Source organism: Roseateles saccharophilus, assembly GCF_004342485.1.
In the GTDB taxonomy this organism is placed as follows: domain Bacteria; phylum Pseudomonadota; class Gammaproteobacteria; order Burkholderiales; family Burkholderiaceae_C; genus Pelomonas; species Pelomonas saccharophila.
Genome location: NZ_SMBU01000006.1, coordinates 83,248 through 97,694 on the forward strand (window position 1 = coordinate 83,248; position 14,447 = coordinate 97,694).

Consider the following 14,447-nt stretch of genomic DNA (forward strand, 5'->3'; position numbering starts at 1 on the left):
AACGACAGCCATGGACGCACTGCTCGCGCTGGATCAGGGGACTTCTAGTTCGCGCGCTCTAGTTTTCGACCGCTCCGGCCGCCTGCTGGCCGTGGCCCAGCGCGAGCTGACCCAGCATTTCCCGCAGCCGGGCTGGGTCGAGCACGATGCCGACGAGATCTGGGCCGACCAGATCGAATGCGCCCGCGAGGCCGTGGCCAAGGCCGGGGTCAGGCCGGCCGCCATCGGCATCACCAACCAGCGCGAGACCGTCGTGCTGTGGGACCGCAGGACCGGCGCGCCCCTGCACAAGGCCCTGGTCTGGCAGGACCGGCGCACGGCCGATTTCTGCGAGGCCCTGAAGGCCCAAGGCCTGGAGCCGCGCGTGCGCGCGCTGACCGGCCTGGTGCTGGATCCGTATTTCTCGGCCACCAAGCTGCGCTGGCTGCTGGACAACGTGGCTGGCGCCCGCGAACGCGCCGCAAGCGGCGAGCTGGCCTTCGGCACCGTCGACAGCTGGCTGCTGTGGAAGCTGACCGGCGGCAAGGTGCATGCGACCGACGTCAGCAACGCCTCGCGCACACTGCTGTTCGACATCCATCGCGGCGACTGGAGCGACGAACTGCTCGCCCTCTTCGACATCCCGCGCGCGCTGCTGCCCGAGGTGCGCCCCTCGGCCGGCGTGTTCGGCCGGGCCGAGGAGTTCGGCGTCCCGATTGCCGGCATCGCCGGCGACCAGCAGGCCGCGCTGTTCGGCCAGGCCGCGCTGAGCCCCGGCCAGGCCAAGAACACCTATGGCACCGGCTGCTTCCTGCTGATGCACACCGGCGCCGAGGCCCGCACGTCCACGCAGGGTCTGGTGACGACGCGCGCGGCCCAGGTCGGCGCACAGGCGCAGTACGCGCTGGAGGGCAGCGTCTTTGTCGGTGGCGCCGTCGTGCAGTGGCTGCGCGATGGCTTGAAGGCCATCGGCGGCAGCGGCGAGGTGCAGGCCCTGGCCGGCAGCGTGCCGGACGCCGGCGGCGTGATGTTCGTGCCGGCCTTCGCGGGCCTGGGCGCGCCCTACTGGCGGCCCGATGCGCGCGGCGCGCTGCTGGGACTGACCCGCGGCACGACGCAGGCCCACATCGCCCGCGCGGCGCTGGAGAGCATCGCCTTCCAGAGCGCGGCCGTGCTGGCGGCGATGAATGCGGACGTGGGCGAGCGCGAGCGGCTGACCGAGCTGCGCGTGGATGGCGGCGCGAGCGCCAACGACCTGCTGATGCAGTTCCAGGCCGACCTGCTCGGCATCCCGGTGCTGCGCCCCAGAGTCATCGAGACGACGGGCCTGGGCGCGGCCCTGCTGGCCGGCATCGGCGCCGGCGTCTACGGCTCAGCTGCGGAGGTCGGTTCGATCTGGCAGCTGGACCGCGCCTTCGAGCCGCGCATGTCGCGCGACGAGGCCGGCGCGCGGCTGGCCCAGTGGGACCGGGCCGTGCGTCAGGTGCTGGCGCCCTGATCCGTGCTGCTGCCACTCTCCTGAGCCAGGAAGACCAGCAGCACGATGAGGCCGATGATGGGAATGAGGCCGATCAGCTGCCACCAGCCGCTGCGACCGGTGTCGTGCAGGCGGCGCGAGGCCGCGGCCAGCGAGGGCAGCAACGTGCCCAGCGCGAACAGCACGTACAGGGCATAGCTGAACCGCCACAGGATCGCGCAGCCCAGCACGACGAACAGGAAGAACCACCAGTACTCCGAGCGGCTGGCGCGGCCGCTGAAGTCCACGTATTTGCTGAAGCAGGTCTGGATGGCTTGCTGGAAGTTCATGGCCTTCGCGCCGGGTGGTTTGAATGGCCGGCATGCTAGGGCCACCGGCCTGCCTGGCGCCCCCCCAGAAACCCCGGCGCTGCTGACACGCGCTGGCGCCGGGGCGGCGCAGCATGCGGCCCATCACACCCTTCAGGAGCAACGCATGGTCTTCGCCTACACCATCGTCTATGTGCCCGACGTCCGCGCGTCGCTGGCCTTCTTCGAGCGCGCCTTCGGCCTGAAGACGCGTTTCCTGCATGAGAGCGGCGCCTATGGCGAGGTCGAGACCGGCACGGGCGGCGCCCGGCTCGCTTTCGTCGACCACGCCACCGCGCGCGACAGCCTGCAGCAGGACTACGTCGCCGCCGACGCCAGCCCGCGGCCGCTGGGCATGGAGATCGGCTTCACGGTGCCCGACGTGCAGGCCGCCTTCGACCGCGCCGTGGCCGCTGGCGCGCGCCCGCTGGCGGCGCCCGTCACCAAGCCCTGGGGCCAGACGGTGGCCTATGTGCGCTGCCCGGACGGCGGGCTCGTGGAGCTGTGCACGGCCATGGGCTGAGGCTGCGCCTTCGCAGGGCGGCCGGGCCCCTTCGCGGGGCGCCCGCCCTGGGCGATGAATAGCTGGTCTGTGGCGAGCGACTGCAGCGGGGCGCTGATGGCGCCCAGCGTTGCCAGGTCGACCCGCTGGGGGCCGCGGGCATGGGAGGCGTAGATGGCCATGATGAGGATGTTCGACGTCGTTGTCGGTGAAATGAAGCCCCTCGTCCAAGGCGTACCTTGGCCGGTCCCCCGAGGGGACGGCGATGCTCCCGGCATTGAGCCGAGAGCACGTCGCCCAACGCGGGCCGGCTTGGGAGCGGCCCGGCGCTCGGCCCGCATGAAAGCTGACACAGGTCTTCAGCAAGGGGCATGCCGGCTGGCCCACAATGCGCGCCCATGCGCCGTGCCGACCGCCTCTTCCAGATCGTCCAGCTCATCCGCGGGCGCCGCCTCACGACGGCGGACTACCTCGCCCAGCGGCTGGAGGTGTCGATGCGCACCGTCTACCGCGACATCGCCGCGCTCGGCCAGCAGGGCGTGCCCATCGAGGGCGAGGCCGGCGTGGGCTATCGCATGCGGGCCGGCTTCGACCTGCCGCCGCTGATGTTCAGCAAGCAGGAGGCCCAGGCCCTGGTCGCCACCGTGCGCATGGCCGAGTCGCGCCTGGACGCGGCCCTGGCCCGCGAGGCCGAGAACGCGTTGTCCAAGATCCTCGCCGTGCTGCCGCTGGACGCGCGCGCCGCGGCCGAGAGCCTGGCGCTGTATGCGCCGTTGCCGGCCCTGGACCCGGCCACCAGCGCCCACCTGACCGCGATGCGCGAGGCCACCGAGGCCAGGCGCAAGCTGAAGATGGGCTATCTCGACCTCGGTGGCGTCAGGAGCGATCGCATCGTGCGCCCGCTGGCCTGCCTGTTCTGGGGGCCGGTCTGGACGCTGGCCGCCTGGTGCGAGCTGCGCAACGACTTCCGCAGCTTCCGCGTCGACCGCGTCGAGACGCTGGAGGTGCTGGAGGAGGGCTTCCGCGACGAGCCGGGCAAGACCCTGGCCGACATGAACCGGCGGCGCGAGGCGCAGGAGAGCGGCGGCGCCTGAAATGGAGCCCCCGGCCCAGCGTGTACGCTGGGCCGCCCCTTCGGGCCGGCTTGGTGAACTGGAGTCGGACACAAGCAGCCCCTGCGGGCTGCCTGTGCCTACGGAAGGCCATGGGCCTCTGGCCCATGGCAGGCCCGGCGCTCGGCCCGGAATACTCCCGCTGCTGCTGCTGCGGATGATGCGCAACGCCACGGATGACCGACATGAAGACACCCCCTCCCGCCGACAACGCCACCGAGCTGCAGCAGGTCGTCGATGCGCTGCGCGGCGCGCGCCAGCGCTGGCGCCATGCCCACCGGCGTGGCGGCGACGGCCGCGAGCTGCCGTCGCGCGAACTGCTGGCGGCCATGGTGCAGGCGCTGTCGGGCGCGCTCTTCCCGATGCGCCTGGGCCCGCCGACGCTGCAACCCGAGGGCGAGGACCACTACGTCGGCCACACGCTGGGCGCGGCGCTGACGACGCTGCGCCAGCAGGCCGCGCTGGAGCTGCGCCACGACGCCCGCCAGCGCGGTCAGGCCCGGCCCGATGGCGACGCCGCCGAGCTGGCGACGCGCTTCCTGCGGACCCTGCCGCGCCTGCGCGAGCTGCTGGACAGCGACGTGCTGGCCGCCTACCAGGGTGACCCGGCGGCGCGCAGCGTCGACGAGGTGCTGCTGTGCTACCCGGGCCTGCGCGCGCTGATCAGCCACCGCATCGCGCACGAGCTCTATGCGCTGGGCCTGCCGCTGATCGCCCGCGTCGTCGCCGAGCTGGCCCATGCCGAGACGGGCATCGACATCCACCCCGGCGCCACCATCGGCCCGGGCTGCTTCATCGACCACGGCACCGGCGTCGTCATCGGCGAGACGGCCATCCTGGGGCGAGGCGTGCGCATCTACCAGAACGTCACGCTGGGCGCGAAGAGCATCCCCACCGACGGCGACGGCCACGCGGTCAAGGGCCGGCCGCGCCACCCCATCGTCGAGGACGAGGTCGTCATCTACGCCGGCGCCACCGTGCTGGGCCGCGTCACCATCGGCCGCGGCGCGGTCATCGGCGGCAATGTCTGGCTGACGCGCAGCGTCGCGCCGGGCAGCGTGGTCACGCAGGCGGATTCGCTGTCGGGCGAAGGCTGAAAGAAGGACAGCGGCCCTGGGCCGCCGTGTCCCTTACCTCGCGCCCGGTGTGTAGATCTGGTCGAACACGCCGCCGTCGTCGAAGTGGGTCTTCTGCGCGTTGCGCCAGCCGCCGAAGACCTCGTCCACCGTGAACAGGTCGACCCTGGCGAACTGCCGCGCGTATCTGGCCGCGACCTTGGCGTCGCGCGGACGGTAGAAGTGGCGCGCGGCGATCTCCTGGCCCTCGGAGCTGTAGAGGTAGCCCAGATAGGCCTCGGCCTGCCGGCGCGTGCCGCGCCTGTCGACGACCTTGTCGACCACGGCGACCGGCGGCTCGGCCAGCACCGAGACGGCCGGCGTGACGATCTCGAACCGGTCCGGGCCCAGCTCCTTCACGGCCAGATAGGCCTCGTTCTCCCAGGCGATCAGCACGTCGCCGATGCCGCGTTCCACGAACGTTGTCGTCGCGCCGCGGGCGCCGGAATCGAGCACCTTGGTGTTGGCGTAGATGCGCTTGACGAAGGCCTTGGCGGAGTCGGCGTTGCCACCTGGTTGCTTGAGCGCAAAGCCCCAGGCCGCCAGATAGTTCCAGCGCGCGCCGCCGCTGGTCTTGGGGTTAGGGGTGATGACGTCGACGCCCGAGCGCGCCAGGTCCGGCCAGTTGGCGATGTGCCTGGGGTTGCCCTTGCGCACCAGGAAGACGATGGTGGACGTGTAGGGGCTGGCATTGCTCGGCAGCTTCTTCTGCCAGTCGGCGCCGAGCAGCTTGCGGTCGGCCAGTGCGTCGATGTCGTAGGCCAGGGCCAACGTGACGACGTCGGCGTCCAGCCCGTCGATGACCGAGCGGGCCTGCTTGCCCGAGCCGCCGTGCGAGGCCTTGAGGCTCAGCGTCTCGCCGGTCCTGGCCTTCCACTGCGTGGCGAAGGCCTTGTTGAAGTCCTGGTAGAGCTCGCGCGTGGGGTCGTAGGAGACATTGAGCAGCGAGGCCTGGGCCAGGGCGGAAAAGGAAACGCCCGCGGCGGCGAGGCCGAGGGCGAGGTGAGCGAGGAGTCGGTGCATGGTGGCTTGGAGTGCTTGTTCCCGCCGCACTCTAGGCAGGGGCCCGAGTAGCGACAAAGAACAAGAACTCACAAGCTCATGCGTTCAGCGTTCGGCGTTCAGAGCTTATAGGTGACGCCGACGTTGAAGCGGCGGCCGAACTGGAAGTTCTCCTGGCGATACGGGTCGTTGGAGTAGGTGTAGAAGACCTTCTGGTTGGTCGCGTTCTCGACACCGAAGCGCACCGAGACATGCTCGTCGAGCTTCTGCGACAGGTTCAGCGACACCCAGGTCTCGGCACCGTTTTGCTGGATCAGCGTCGAGTCCCAGGTCGGCGCGCGGTTGTAGGCCGTGTGGTGGTTGGCCGACAGGCGGGCCTCGAAGCCGTTGCGCTCATACCAGACCGTCAGGCCGCCGTTGCCCTTCATCAGGCCGTTGGCCGAGATGGGCACGAAGGTCTTGCCGCTCTGGTCGCCGTTCTCCTTGATGTTGCCGGTGCTGTAGGTGTAGTTGGTCGTCAGCCCCAGGCCGTTGGAGAAGGACTGCTGGTAGACCAGTTCCAGCCCGTGCACGTCGCCGCCGTCGCGGTTGACCTGCTGGGTGCAGTAGGCCGCCTTGCCGGCATAGCTGCAGGCCACGGACGCGAGGCCGATGTAGTCCTTCACCTGCTTGTAGAACAGCCCGGCGGAGAAGAAATTGCCCTTGCCGAAGTAGCGCTGGTAGGCCAGGTCGATCTGGTCGGCCATCATTGGCTTCAGGCGCGGATTGCCGCCGGAGACGATGGTGGGGTTGACGCCGTTGGGGTCGATCGTGACGGTCTGCGCCGAGGTCATCACGTCCAGCGGTGCGCGCGACAGCGCGCGGGCCATGCCGAAGCGCAACTGGTTCTCGTCGTTCTCGTCGAGGCTCAGAACGAGGTTGAGGCTGGGCAGGGCGCGGGTGTAGCTGATGCCGTCCTGCGTGGGCGTCACGACGTTGTTGATCAGCGAATTGCCATAGCCGGTCTGGCTGGTGTGCACGAGGCGCAGGCCGACGTTGCCGCGGTAGCCCAGGGTGCCGACGCTGCCGTTCAGGTCGCCCTGCACATAGGCGGCGGCGCTGTTCTCCTTGGCGCGCCAGTCCTTGGCGACGAGGTCGTTGGTGGAGGGCGTGCGGCCGTCGGCGCTCAGCGTCGAGGCGCCGAAGAGCTTGGTGATCTCGTTCTCGACGTTGCCGAAGGCGACGAAGTCGGGGCGGCCGGACACGGCCACGCGGTGCAGGTCGCTGGGGTTGAACTGGACCCAGCCGTAGTCCCAGGAGGTCTGGTCATAGCGCTTCTCGCGCTGCGTCGCGCGCAGGCCGAACTTCAGCTTGTTCAGGTCGCCGAAGACCAGGCGGCGCGTGAAGTTGAGCTGCTCCGAGTCCAGCTTGTCGTGCAGCGTGCCTGCATAGGTCGGGCCCCAGGTCTCGCCGGTCCAGTTGTTGAAGCTGGCGGGGTTGCCGCTGTCGGCACTGAAGTTGTAGGTGCTCCAGCCGTCCTTCGGGAAGTTCCAGCTCAGCGTGCCGGTGCCGGGGTTGTTCATGTCCAGCTCGACGGCCGTCCAGTGGGTGTCGCGGTCGGCGGTGGAGTGGGCCAGGTCGGCGTCGATCTGCCAGTCGTCGAGCTTCCACTTCGCGTTCAGGCCGGTGGCGAAGTCCTTCATGTCCTGCTTCCACAGGCCGTTGATGGTCTTCAGCGCCGCATTGGTCAGGGTCCCGCCGGTCACATAGCCGCCGCTGATGGTGGGCGAACCGCTGTACGCGGCCGCGCAGCCGGCGTTGGCCCACTGGCAGGTGTCGGCCGTGTGGATGTATTGCTGCTCCTTGATGTCGGAGCGGGCCGCGTAGACGTCGCCGGTCAGCGCGAACGTGGCGTCCGGCTTGTACTCGAGCTTGCCCAGCACGCTGGAGCGCTTGTTGGTGCCGTTCTTGACGGCGTTCTGGAACCCCCAGGACTCGATGCCGGGGTTCTTGTTGCCGTTGCCGCTGTCGAAGCCCCAGTTCTGCACGCCGTCCTGCAGCACCGGCTGGTCGTAGTAGCTGAAGGCCAGCGCCACGCCGACGGTGCGGTTGGCGAATTGGTCGACATAGATGCCGCCCAGGCGCGGCGACCACTTCTTGGCGCCGCCGATGCTGGCGGCGAGCTGGTAGTAGTTGGCGTCGGCCTTCAGCGACAGCTCACGGCCCTTGTAGTCCAGTGGGCTGACGGTCTGCAGGTCGATGGTGGTGGCGATGCCGCCCTCGGCGATGTCGGCCTGCTGGGTCTTGTAGATGGTGGCGCCCGACACCGATTCGGACGGGAACATCTCGAAGCGCACCGCGCGGTCGGGCTCGGAGGACGCGAACTCGCGCCCGTTCAGCGTCGCGCCGACGAAGCGCGGGCCCAGGCCGCGCGCGACGATCTGGCTGGCATTGCCGCGGTCGATGCCGGCCGACATGCCTGGCAGCCGCGCCAGCGACTCGGCGATGGTCGTGTCGGGCAGCTTGCCGATGTCTTCCGACGCGATGACCTCGATCTGGCTGTTGGAGGCCTCCTTGGTGTCCAGCGCCTTGCGCACCGAGGCACGGATGCCGCTGACGACAACGGTGTCCAGCGCCTCGGTCTTGGCATCGGCGGGGGCGGGCGCGGTCTGGGCGGCCGCGGGCAGCAGCACGAAGGCCTGTATCAGCAGGCACAGCCGGGACGGGGCGAAGGGGATCTTGGGCATGGGGTCTCCGTAGGCTTCTCTTTGTGGCAACGGCCCTCTGAGGGGCCGGCTGAAGCCATGGTACGAAGCGGTTACGGTCCGCAGATATGACTCTTTTGCGTCTTCGTATAGTGAATTCGGATGCATCCATGCGGATTCCGTGCAACTCCTCCGGCAAGAGGCGGGCAGGGGTGCCACCTAAAATTCGGGGCCCAACCCTTCACTTCGCCCGGCGCCCGCAGGACTGCCGGCACTCCCGATGCGTCTTCCCGTTCTTGCCGTCGCCCTCTCGCTGTTGACCGCCTCCGGCGCGGCCCTCGCGGACCGTGACGTGCTGTGGAAGATCATCGACGGCGGTTGCGTGCCGGGCGCGGCCACCGGCCAGATGCCACCGCCCTGCACGCGCGTCGAGATGCCGGCCGGGCGCGAGTTCGGCTGGGCCGTCATGAAGGACCGCCGCGGCGTGCTGCAATACCTGCTGCTGCCCACGGCCCGCATCGCCGGCATCGAGAGCCCGGAGCTGCTGAAGGCCGACACGCCCAATTTCTTCGCCCAGGCCTGGCATGCGCGCGACCTGCTCGACCAGCTCAACGGCCACCCGCTGCCGCGCGATGCCGTGTCGCTGACGCTGAACCCGGCGCACCGCCGCAGCCAGGACCAGTTCCACATCCACATCTCCTGCACCCGGCCAGAACTGCGGGCGCGGCTGCTGGCGGCCGAGGCGGACATCCCGGCGACCTGGGTGCCCCTGCCCGGCGGCTGGCTGGGCCACACCTGGCTGGTGCGCCGCGTCGACGGCGATGCGCTGGACGGCGTCAACCCCATCACCGACATCGCGGCTCATGTGCCGGGCGCGGTGGACGACATGGGCGCCGTGGGCGTCGGCGTCGTGGCCATGACCTTCAAGGATGGCAGGCAGGGCTTCGTGCTGATGGCCACCCACCGCGACGACGACGGCAGCAGCGGCCTGGCCGAGCACGACGTGCAGGACCATGACTGCGCCCTCGTCAAGGTGGAGTCTGCGGCCCGCACGCCCGCCGGGCCGTGAGCCGGCCGGGCGATCCCGCTCGCCCGGTGACAGGCCTCTTACATCCGGCGACAAAGGCGGCCGAAGCCTGTTGGACTATCCTGTTAGCAGGCGGCCCGGCTCGGGTCGCGTACGGGAGTCGACGTGCAAGCAAGTTGCCTGCCCCGGGATGGCGGCGTCCGCCAGGAGATTCGCGGGTCGGAAACCCCGGCCTTTCTGCTGGACCAGCCGGTCGGGCCGCGTGAACGGCGCCTTGCGCTGATCGTCGTACTGGTTTCGGCGGCACTGTTCGCCGCGCTGCTGCCGTTCGCGCAGCTGAAGCTCGCGCCGGTGCCGGCCTTCATCCCGATCTACGAGTCGGCCCTGGTGCTGACGGACTTGATCACGGCGGTGCTGCTGTTCGGCCAGTTCCGCATCCTGCGCGAGCAGTCGCTGCTGCTGCTGGCCAGCGGCTACCTGTTCACCGCTGCGATGGCGACAGCGCATGCATTGAGCTTCCCCGGCCTGTTCAGCGCGACGGGCCTGCTCGGCGCAAGCACGCAGACGACGGTCTGGCTCTACATGCTCTGGCACGGTGGCTTTCCGCTTTTCGTGCTCGGCTATGCCTTGCCGAGGGGCCGTCCCGGGCCGAAGCTGCCCGCCGCCGGCTGGCCCCTGCTGACCCTCGCCGCCGCCGCCTTCTTCGTCGCGCTGACGACGCTCGGCCACGAGCAGTTGCCGACGCTGTTGAGCGACGGCCACTACACGCCGGCCCTGTACATGACCGCCGGCACCGTCTGGGCTTTCAACCTGCTGGCGCTGTGCCAGTTGTGGCGCCGGCGGCCGCGCACGGTGCTGGACCTGTGGCTGATGGTCGTCAGCTTGGCCTGGCTTTTCGACATCGCGTTGTCGGCGGTGTTCAATTCCGGTCGATTCGACCTGGGCTTCTATGCCGGGCGCATCTACGGCCTGCTGGCCTGCTCGCTGGTGCTGATGGAGTTGCTGCTGGAAAACAGCACGCTGTACGCAAGGCTATTTCGGGCCTACGAGGCCGACCACCGCCAGTCCGCGGCGCTCGCCGCGGCGCGTGACGAGGCCGAGGCGGCGAACGCGGCCAAGAGCCTGTTCCTCGCCAGCATGAGCCACGAGATCCGAACGCCGATGAATGCCGTCATCGGCCTGACCAGCCTCGTGCTGGAGACCCGGCTCGACACGCGCCAGCGCGACTGCCTTGGCAAGGTTCACACCTCCTCCAAGGCATTGCTGATGCTGCTCAACGACATCCTCGACTATTCCAAGATCGAGGCCGGCAAGATCACGCTGGAAGCTGAGGAGTTCAGCCCCGAGGAGCTGATCGAGAACGTCGGCCACTTGTTCTCGGCCAAGCTCGACGAGACGGGGCTGGATCTGCTGTTCGAGTTCGACGAGCGCCTGCCCGGGCGCCTGCTCGGCGATGCGCTGCGGCTGACCCAGGTGCTGAACAACCTCGTCGGCAACGCGATCAAGTTCACGCCGCGAGGCGAGATCGTTGTGCGGGCCGATGTCCTCGGCGAACAGGATGGCCGTGTGCGGCTTGGCATCGCCGTGCGCGACACCGGCATCGGCATGACGCCCGAGCAGGTGTCGCAGCTGTTCCAGGTCTTCGGCCAGGCCGACGCGTCGATCGCACGGCGCTATGGCGGCACAGGTCTCGGGCTGGCGATCTGCAGGCGTCTCGTCGAGTTGATGGATGGCGAATTCGACGTCGTCAGCGCCCCCGGCCAGGGCAGCCAGTTCCGCTTCAGCTGCAGCTTCGGCAAGGCCGGTCCGGACGTCGAGCGAATCGACCTGCACCGCATCCGCGGCATGCGCACCCTGGTCGTCGACGCCCAGCCCACCGAGCGGCTGATCCTGCAGCAGATGCTGCTGAGCTGGCGCTTCCAGGTCGGCGTCGCCTCCGGCAGCGACGAGGCACTGCACCGGCTGCGCCAGGCCGACCCGCTGCACCCCTGCGAACTGCTGCTGCTGGACTGGAAGACCGCCGGTGCCGGCTTCATCGATGCGGCGCGGCGCGCCGCCATGGAGCACGGCTGTCCGCCGCCGGCCGTCATCGTGCTGGCCGGCCTGCACGCCAGCCAGCGCGTCGCCGAAGCGCTGCAGGGGCGGCCGGCCAGCAGCGTTCTCGTCAAGCCGGTCACGCCGTCGCGTCTGTTCGATGCCATCACGCATCTGCAGTCGGGCGGCGCCGAACGCGCCGCCGCCGTGCCGCCGGGCGAGGGCCTGGCCGATCTGGGCGACGCGATGCGGCCCATCCGCGGTGCGCGCGTGCTGCTGGTCGAGGACAACCCGGTCAACCAGCAGGTCGCGCTGGCCTTCCTGGAGATGGTGAAGCTGGATGTGGCGATCGCCGGCAACGGCCTGGATGCCGTGGACCGTGTGAAGGCCGAGCCCTTCGACGCCGTGCTGATGGACCTGCAAATGCCCGAGATGGACGGCTTGGCCGCGACGCGCCTGATCCGCGCGATGCCGCAGCATGCAGGCCTGCCCATCATCGCGATGACGGCAGGCGCGATGGAGTGCGACGTGCAGGACTGTCTGGCTGCCGGCATGAATGCCCACATCAGCAAGCCCATCGACCCCAGGCAACTGGTGCGCACACTGCTGGCCTGGGTCTCGCCGATCTCGCCCTAGGGAAGTCCGCAGGTTGCCGGGAAAATGGTTGCGCTATCATTTTTCGATAGCGCAGCTGGGATGACGCCGCCGCCATGACTCGATTTGCAATCACGCGGCGTCGCTCAGGCGCCTGGATGCTGGCCACCGTGCTGGCGCTGGCCGGTTGTGCCGGCGCTCCCGGGGGCGCAACGGACGCGGGCTGGGTGGCGGCCTGGGGCAGCGCGATGCTGGAGCAGGCGCCGCCGGCCACAGCCGCGCCCTGGCAGCAGCCGATGCGCGACGTCAGCCTGCGCCAGCTCGTGCGCGTGGATGCCGCGGGGCCGGCGCTGCGCGTGCGCATCAGCAACCTTTTCGGCGCCGAGCCCTTGCTCGTCGGCGCGGCCAGCGTCGCGCGCCCCGGCGCCGCGCCGCTGCCGCTGCGCTTCGGTGGCGGCCGCGAGCTGGCGCTGGCGCCGCATGCCGAGGCCTGGAGCGACGCCGTCGAGCTGGCCCTGCCGCGCGGCGCCGAACTCGCCGTGCAGCTCTACGTGCGCGCCGGCCCGGCGCTGGCCAGCGTGCACCCGGGTTCGCGCATGCGCAGCTGGGCCGTGGCCGGCAACCGGGTGGACGCCGCCGCCTGGCCCGAGGCCGTGGCCCAGGAGGGCTGGTGGCATCTGGCCGCGGTCGACGTGCGCGCGGGCCCGCGGGCCGTGCTCGTCGCGACGGGCGACTCCATCACCGACGGCTATGGCGTGCCCTCGGGCAGCTACCAGCGCTGGACCGATGTGCTGTCGCAGCGGCTGGCCGCCGGGGGCCGCGACGCGGTGGTCGTGAACACCGGCATCGGCGGCGGCCGGCTGCTGCGCGACGGCCTCGGCCCCAGCCTCGTGTCGCGCTTCGAGCGTGACGTGCTGGCGCGCAGCGGCGTCACGCATGCCCTTGTGCTGATCGGTGTGAACGATCTTGGCATCAGCCACCGCGGCCGGCCGACGACGGCGGCCTCGCGCGCGGCGCTGCTGGCCGAGCTGCAGGCCGGCTTCACGGGCCTGGCTGAGCGCGCGCGGGCCCGCGGCGTCTGCCTGATCGGCGCCACCGTCATGCCCTATTCGGGCAGCGGCTACTACGCGCCCGGCCCCGAGAACGAGGCCGACCGCCAGGCGCTGAACGCCTGGCTGCGCGAGCCGGGCCGCTTCGACGCGCTGCTGGATTTCGACGCGCTGATGCGCGACCCGGCGCGCCCGGCCTGGCTGCGCGCCGACGTCGACAACGACGGCCTGCACCCCTCGCTGGCCGGCTACCGCGCGATGGCCCAGGCCTTCCCGGTCGAGCTGCTCGACCGCCGCTGTCCGAAGCTCGGCGCCCTCTGAGTTCGCGCCAGGCTGCTAAGCCCGCGGCCGCGGAAATCGTCCTTGGCGCATCAGCGCGCGCCGCGCAGGTCGGCGGTATTCTTCCGCTTCATGCTCATGCGTCGAACTCCAGCCGCATGAAGCGCGACAGGCGCTGACCCGGGCGCAGCACGCAGCCCTGCTCGCGCCAGGCCGGGTGGTTGGGCGCGTCGGGGAAGAACTGGGGCTCCAGCGCGATGCCGGCATGGCGCCTGAACGGCCGGCCGTCGCGGCCGCGCGAGTTCTGCACGAAGTTGCCGCTGCAGACCTGCAGGCCGGGGTAGTCGGTATAGAGGCGCATCGCGAGCCGGCCGTCGCCGGCCATGAGCTCGGCCGCCGCCAGCTCGCCGCGCGCGGCGCCCGCGTCCAGCGCATAGCAGTGGTCGTAGCCGCCGGCCAGCAGCAATTGCGGCTCGTCGCGGCCCAGGCCGTCGCCGATGCGGCGGGCCTGGCGCAGGTCGAAGGCCGTGCCCTGCACCGCGGCGAGCTCGCCGGTGGGGATCATGTCGGCCCGCACCGGCAGCATCGCCGTGGCGGCGACGCGCAGGCGGTGCTCCTGCACCGAGGCGGCGTCGCCGTCGAGGTTGAAGTAGGGATGGCTGGTCAGGCTGACGGGGCAGGGCGCCGTCACGCGCGCGCCGAAGCGCAGCGTCAAGGCCGGCTGCGCGGGGTCGAGGCGGTACTCGACCTCGGCGTCCAGCGCGCCGGGGTAGCCCTGGTCGCCGTCGGGCGAGTGCAGGGCCAGGCGCAGATGCCGCGGGCCGTGGTCGACGACGGTCCAGGCGCGGCGGTCGAAGCCCTCGGGGCCGCCGTGCAGTTGGTTCGCGCCCTCGTTGGCCGGTAGGGCGTGGTGACGGCCGTCGAGCGTGAAGGCGGCACCCGCCAGGCGGTTGGCGTAGCGGCCGACGATGGCGCCGAAGAAGCCGGGTTCGTGCAGGTGTTCGGCCGCGGTCGTATGGCCGAGGATGGCTTCACGTCGGCTGCCATCGGGCAGCGGCACCCGGCAGGACAACCAGCGCCCGCCGTGGCTGCTGACCTGGATCTGCAGGCCGTCGGCCGTGCCGAGGGTGTAGACCGCGGGAGCCGGCTCGGCGGTGGGCGGCACGGGGTTGCGGATCATGGCTGGGTGTTTGCGTAACCTTGTCGGCTATCGGCGATCGATAAAAGGTTACGCTACCATGAAACC

The 14,447-nt window shown here is 70.4% G+C and carries 11 protein-coding genes; 7 read left to right on the plus strand and 4 right to left on the minus strand.

The genetic code is table 11. The features are described from left to right. Positions 1–10: 10 nt before the first annotated feature. Positions 11–1,477 (plus strand): glycerol kinase GlpK, encoded by a 1,467-nt coding sequence (gene glpK, locus EV671_RS07130; RefSeq protein ID WP_132570606.1) that lies wholly within the window; start codon positions 11–13, stop codon positions 1,475–1,477. Here the strand turns inward: glpK and EV671_RS07135 are convergent. Further along, positions 1,459–1,785, minus strand: coding sequence for a DUF805 domain-containing protein (locus EV671_RS07135; RefSeq protein WP_132570607.1), 327 nt, complete (start codon positions 1,783–1,785; stop codon positions 1,459–1,461). The genes glpK and EV671_RS07135 overlap by 19 nt on opposite strands. A gap of 145 nt (positions 1,786–1,930) precedes the next feature. On the opposite strand from EV671_RS07135, the gene EV671_RS07140 reads away from it, so the two are divergent. The 3 genes from EV671_RS07140 (at position 1,931) to epsC (ending at position 4,514) form a co-directional block, all read left to right on the plus strand. Continuing rightward, positions 1,931–2,326: a VOC family protein gene (locus EV671_RS07140; protein WP_132570608.1), complete on the plus strand. Its 396-nt coding sequence runs from the start codon at positions 1,931–1,933 to the stop codon at positions 2,324–2,326. A 377-nt stretch (positions 2,327–2,703) separates the two neighbouring features. Continuing rightward, complete coding sequence (locus EV671_RS07145; RefSeq protein ID WP_132570609.1) at positions 2,704–3,399, plus strand: helix-turn-helix transcriptional regulator; 696 nt, start codon at positions 2,704–2,706, stop codon at positions 3,397–3,399. Positions 3,400–3,602: 203 nt separating this feature from the next. After that, entirely contained in the window at positions 3,603–4,514 is a 912-nt protein-coding gene (gene epsC / locus EV671_RS07150; RefSeq protein ID WP_207911104.1) for a serine O-acetyltransferase EpsC, read from the plus strand. Positions 4,515–4,547: 33 nt separating this feature from the next. Here the strand turns inward: epsC and EV671_RS07155 are convergent, their stop codons facing one another. Together EV671_RS07155 and EV671_RS07160 are read right to left on the minus strand one after the other, a co-directional pair. Next, positions 4,548–5,555: a sulfate ABC transporter substrate-binding protein gene (locus EV671_RS07155; RefSeq protein WP_132570611.1), complete on the minus strand. Its 1,008-nt coding sequence runs from the start codon at positions 5,553–5,555 to the stop codon at positions 4,548–4,550. 98 nt (positions 5,556–5,653) lie between these two features. Then, positions 5,654–8,260 carry a TonB-dependent receptor gene (locus EV671_RS07160; protein WP_165917493.1) on the minus strand — a complete coding sequence of 869 codons (2,607 nt, stop codon included), beginning with the start codon at positions 8,258–8,260 and terminating at the stop codon, positions 5,654–5,656. A gap of 238 nt (positions 8,261–8,498) precedes the next feature. Between EV671_RS07160 and EV671_RS07165 the strand changes: the two genes are divergently transcribed. From EV671_RS07165 to EV671_RS07175, 3 genes are all read left to right on the plus strand, one after another. Next, a complete protein-coding gene (locus tag EV671_RS07165) occupies positions 8,499–9,287 on the plus strand; it encodes a CDP-diacylglycerol diphosphatase (RefSeq protein WP_132570613.1) in 789 nt (262 codons plus the stop codon). 123 nt (positions 9,288–9,410) lie between these two features. Continuing rightward, the gene (locus tag EV671_RS07170; RefSeq protein WP_132570614.1) at positions 9,411–11,915 is read left to right on the plus strand and encodes a response regulator; all 2,505 of its coding nucleotides are present in this window, start codon (positions 9,411–9,413) and stop codon (positions 11,913–11,915) included. A gap of 74 nt (positions 11,916–11,989) precedes the next feature. Beyond that, positions 11,990–13,243, plus strand: a complete 1,254-nt coding sequence (locus EV671_RS07175; protein WP_243655620.1) for an SGNH/GDSL hydrolase family protein — start codon at positions 11,990–11,992, stop codon at positions 13,241–13,243. Positions 13,244–13,337: 94 nt separating this feature from the next. On the opposite strand, the gene EV671_RS07180 is transcribed toward EV671_RS07175, so the two are convergent. Further along, positions 13,338–14,381 carry an aldose epimerase family protein gene (locus tag EV671_RS07180; protein ID WP_132570615.1) on the minus strand — a complete coding sequence of 348 codons (1,044 nt, stop codon included), beginning with the start codon at positions 14,379–14,381 and terminating at the stop codon, positions 13,338–13,340. Between the last annotated feature and the right edge of the window lie 66 nt (positions 14,382–14,447).

Excerpts from the sequence above, each read along its gene's own strand:
- glpK (WP_132570606.1), top strand. The coding sequence starts at position 11 with ATGGACGCACTGCTCGCGCTGGATCAGGGGACTTCTAGTTCGCGCGCT.
- EV671_RS07135 (WP_132570607.1), bottom strand. The coding sequence starts at position 1,785 with ATGAACTTCCAGCAAGCCATCCAGACCTGCTTCAGCAAATACGTGGAC.
- EV671_RS07140 (WP_132570608.1), top strand. The coding sequence starts at position 1,931 with ATGGTCTTCGCCTACACCATCGTCTATGTGCCCGACGTCCGCGCGTCG.
- EV671_RS07145 (WP_132570609.1), top strand. The coding sequence starts at position 2,704 with ATGCGCCGTGCCGACCGCCTCTTCCAGATCGTCCAGCTCATCCGCGGG.
- epsC (WP_207911104.1), top strand. The coding sequence starts at position 3,603 with ATGAAGACACCCCCTCCCGCCGACAACGCCACCGAGCTGCAGCAGGTC.
- EV671_RS07155 (WP_132570611.1), bottom strand. The coding sequence starts at position 5,555 with ATGCACCGACTCCTCGCTCACCTCGCCCTCGGCCTCGCCGCCGCGGGC.
- EV671_RS07160 (WP_165917493.1), bottom strand. The coding sequence starts at position 8,260 with ATGCCCAAGATCCCCTTCGCCCCGTCCCGGCTGTGCCTGCTGATACAG.
- EV671_RS07165 (WP_132570613.1), top strand. The coding sequence starts at position 8,499 with ATGCGTCTTCCCGTTCTTGCCGTCGCCCTCTCGCTGTTGACCGCCTCC.
- EV671_RS07175 (WP_243655620.1), top strand. The coding sequence starts at position 11,990 with ATGACTCGATTTGCAATCACGCGGCGTCGCTCAGGCGCCTGGATGCTG.
- EV671_RS07180 (WP_132570615.1), bottom strand. The coding sequence starts at position 14,381 with ATGATCCGCAACCCCGTGCCGCCCACCGCCGAGCCGGCTCCCGCGGTC.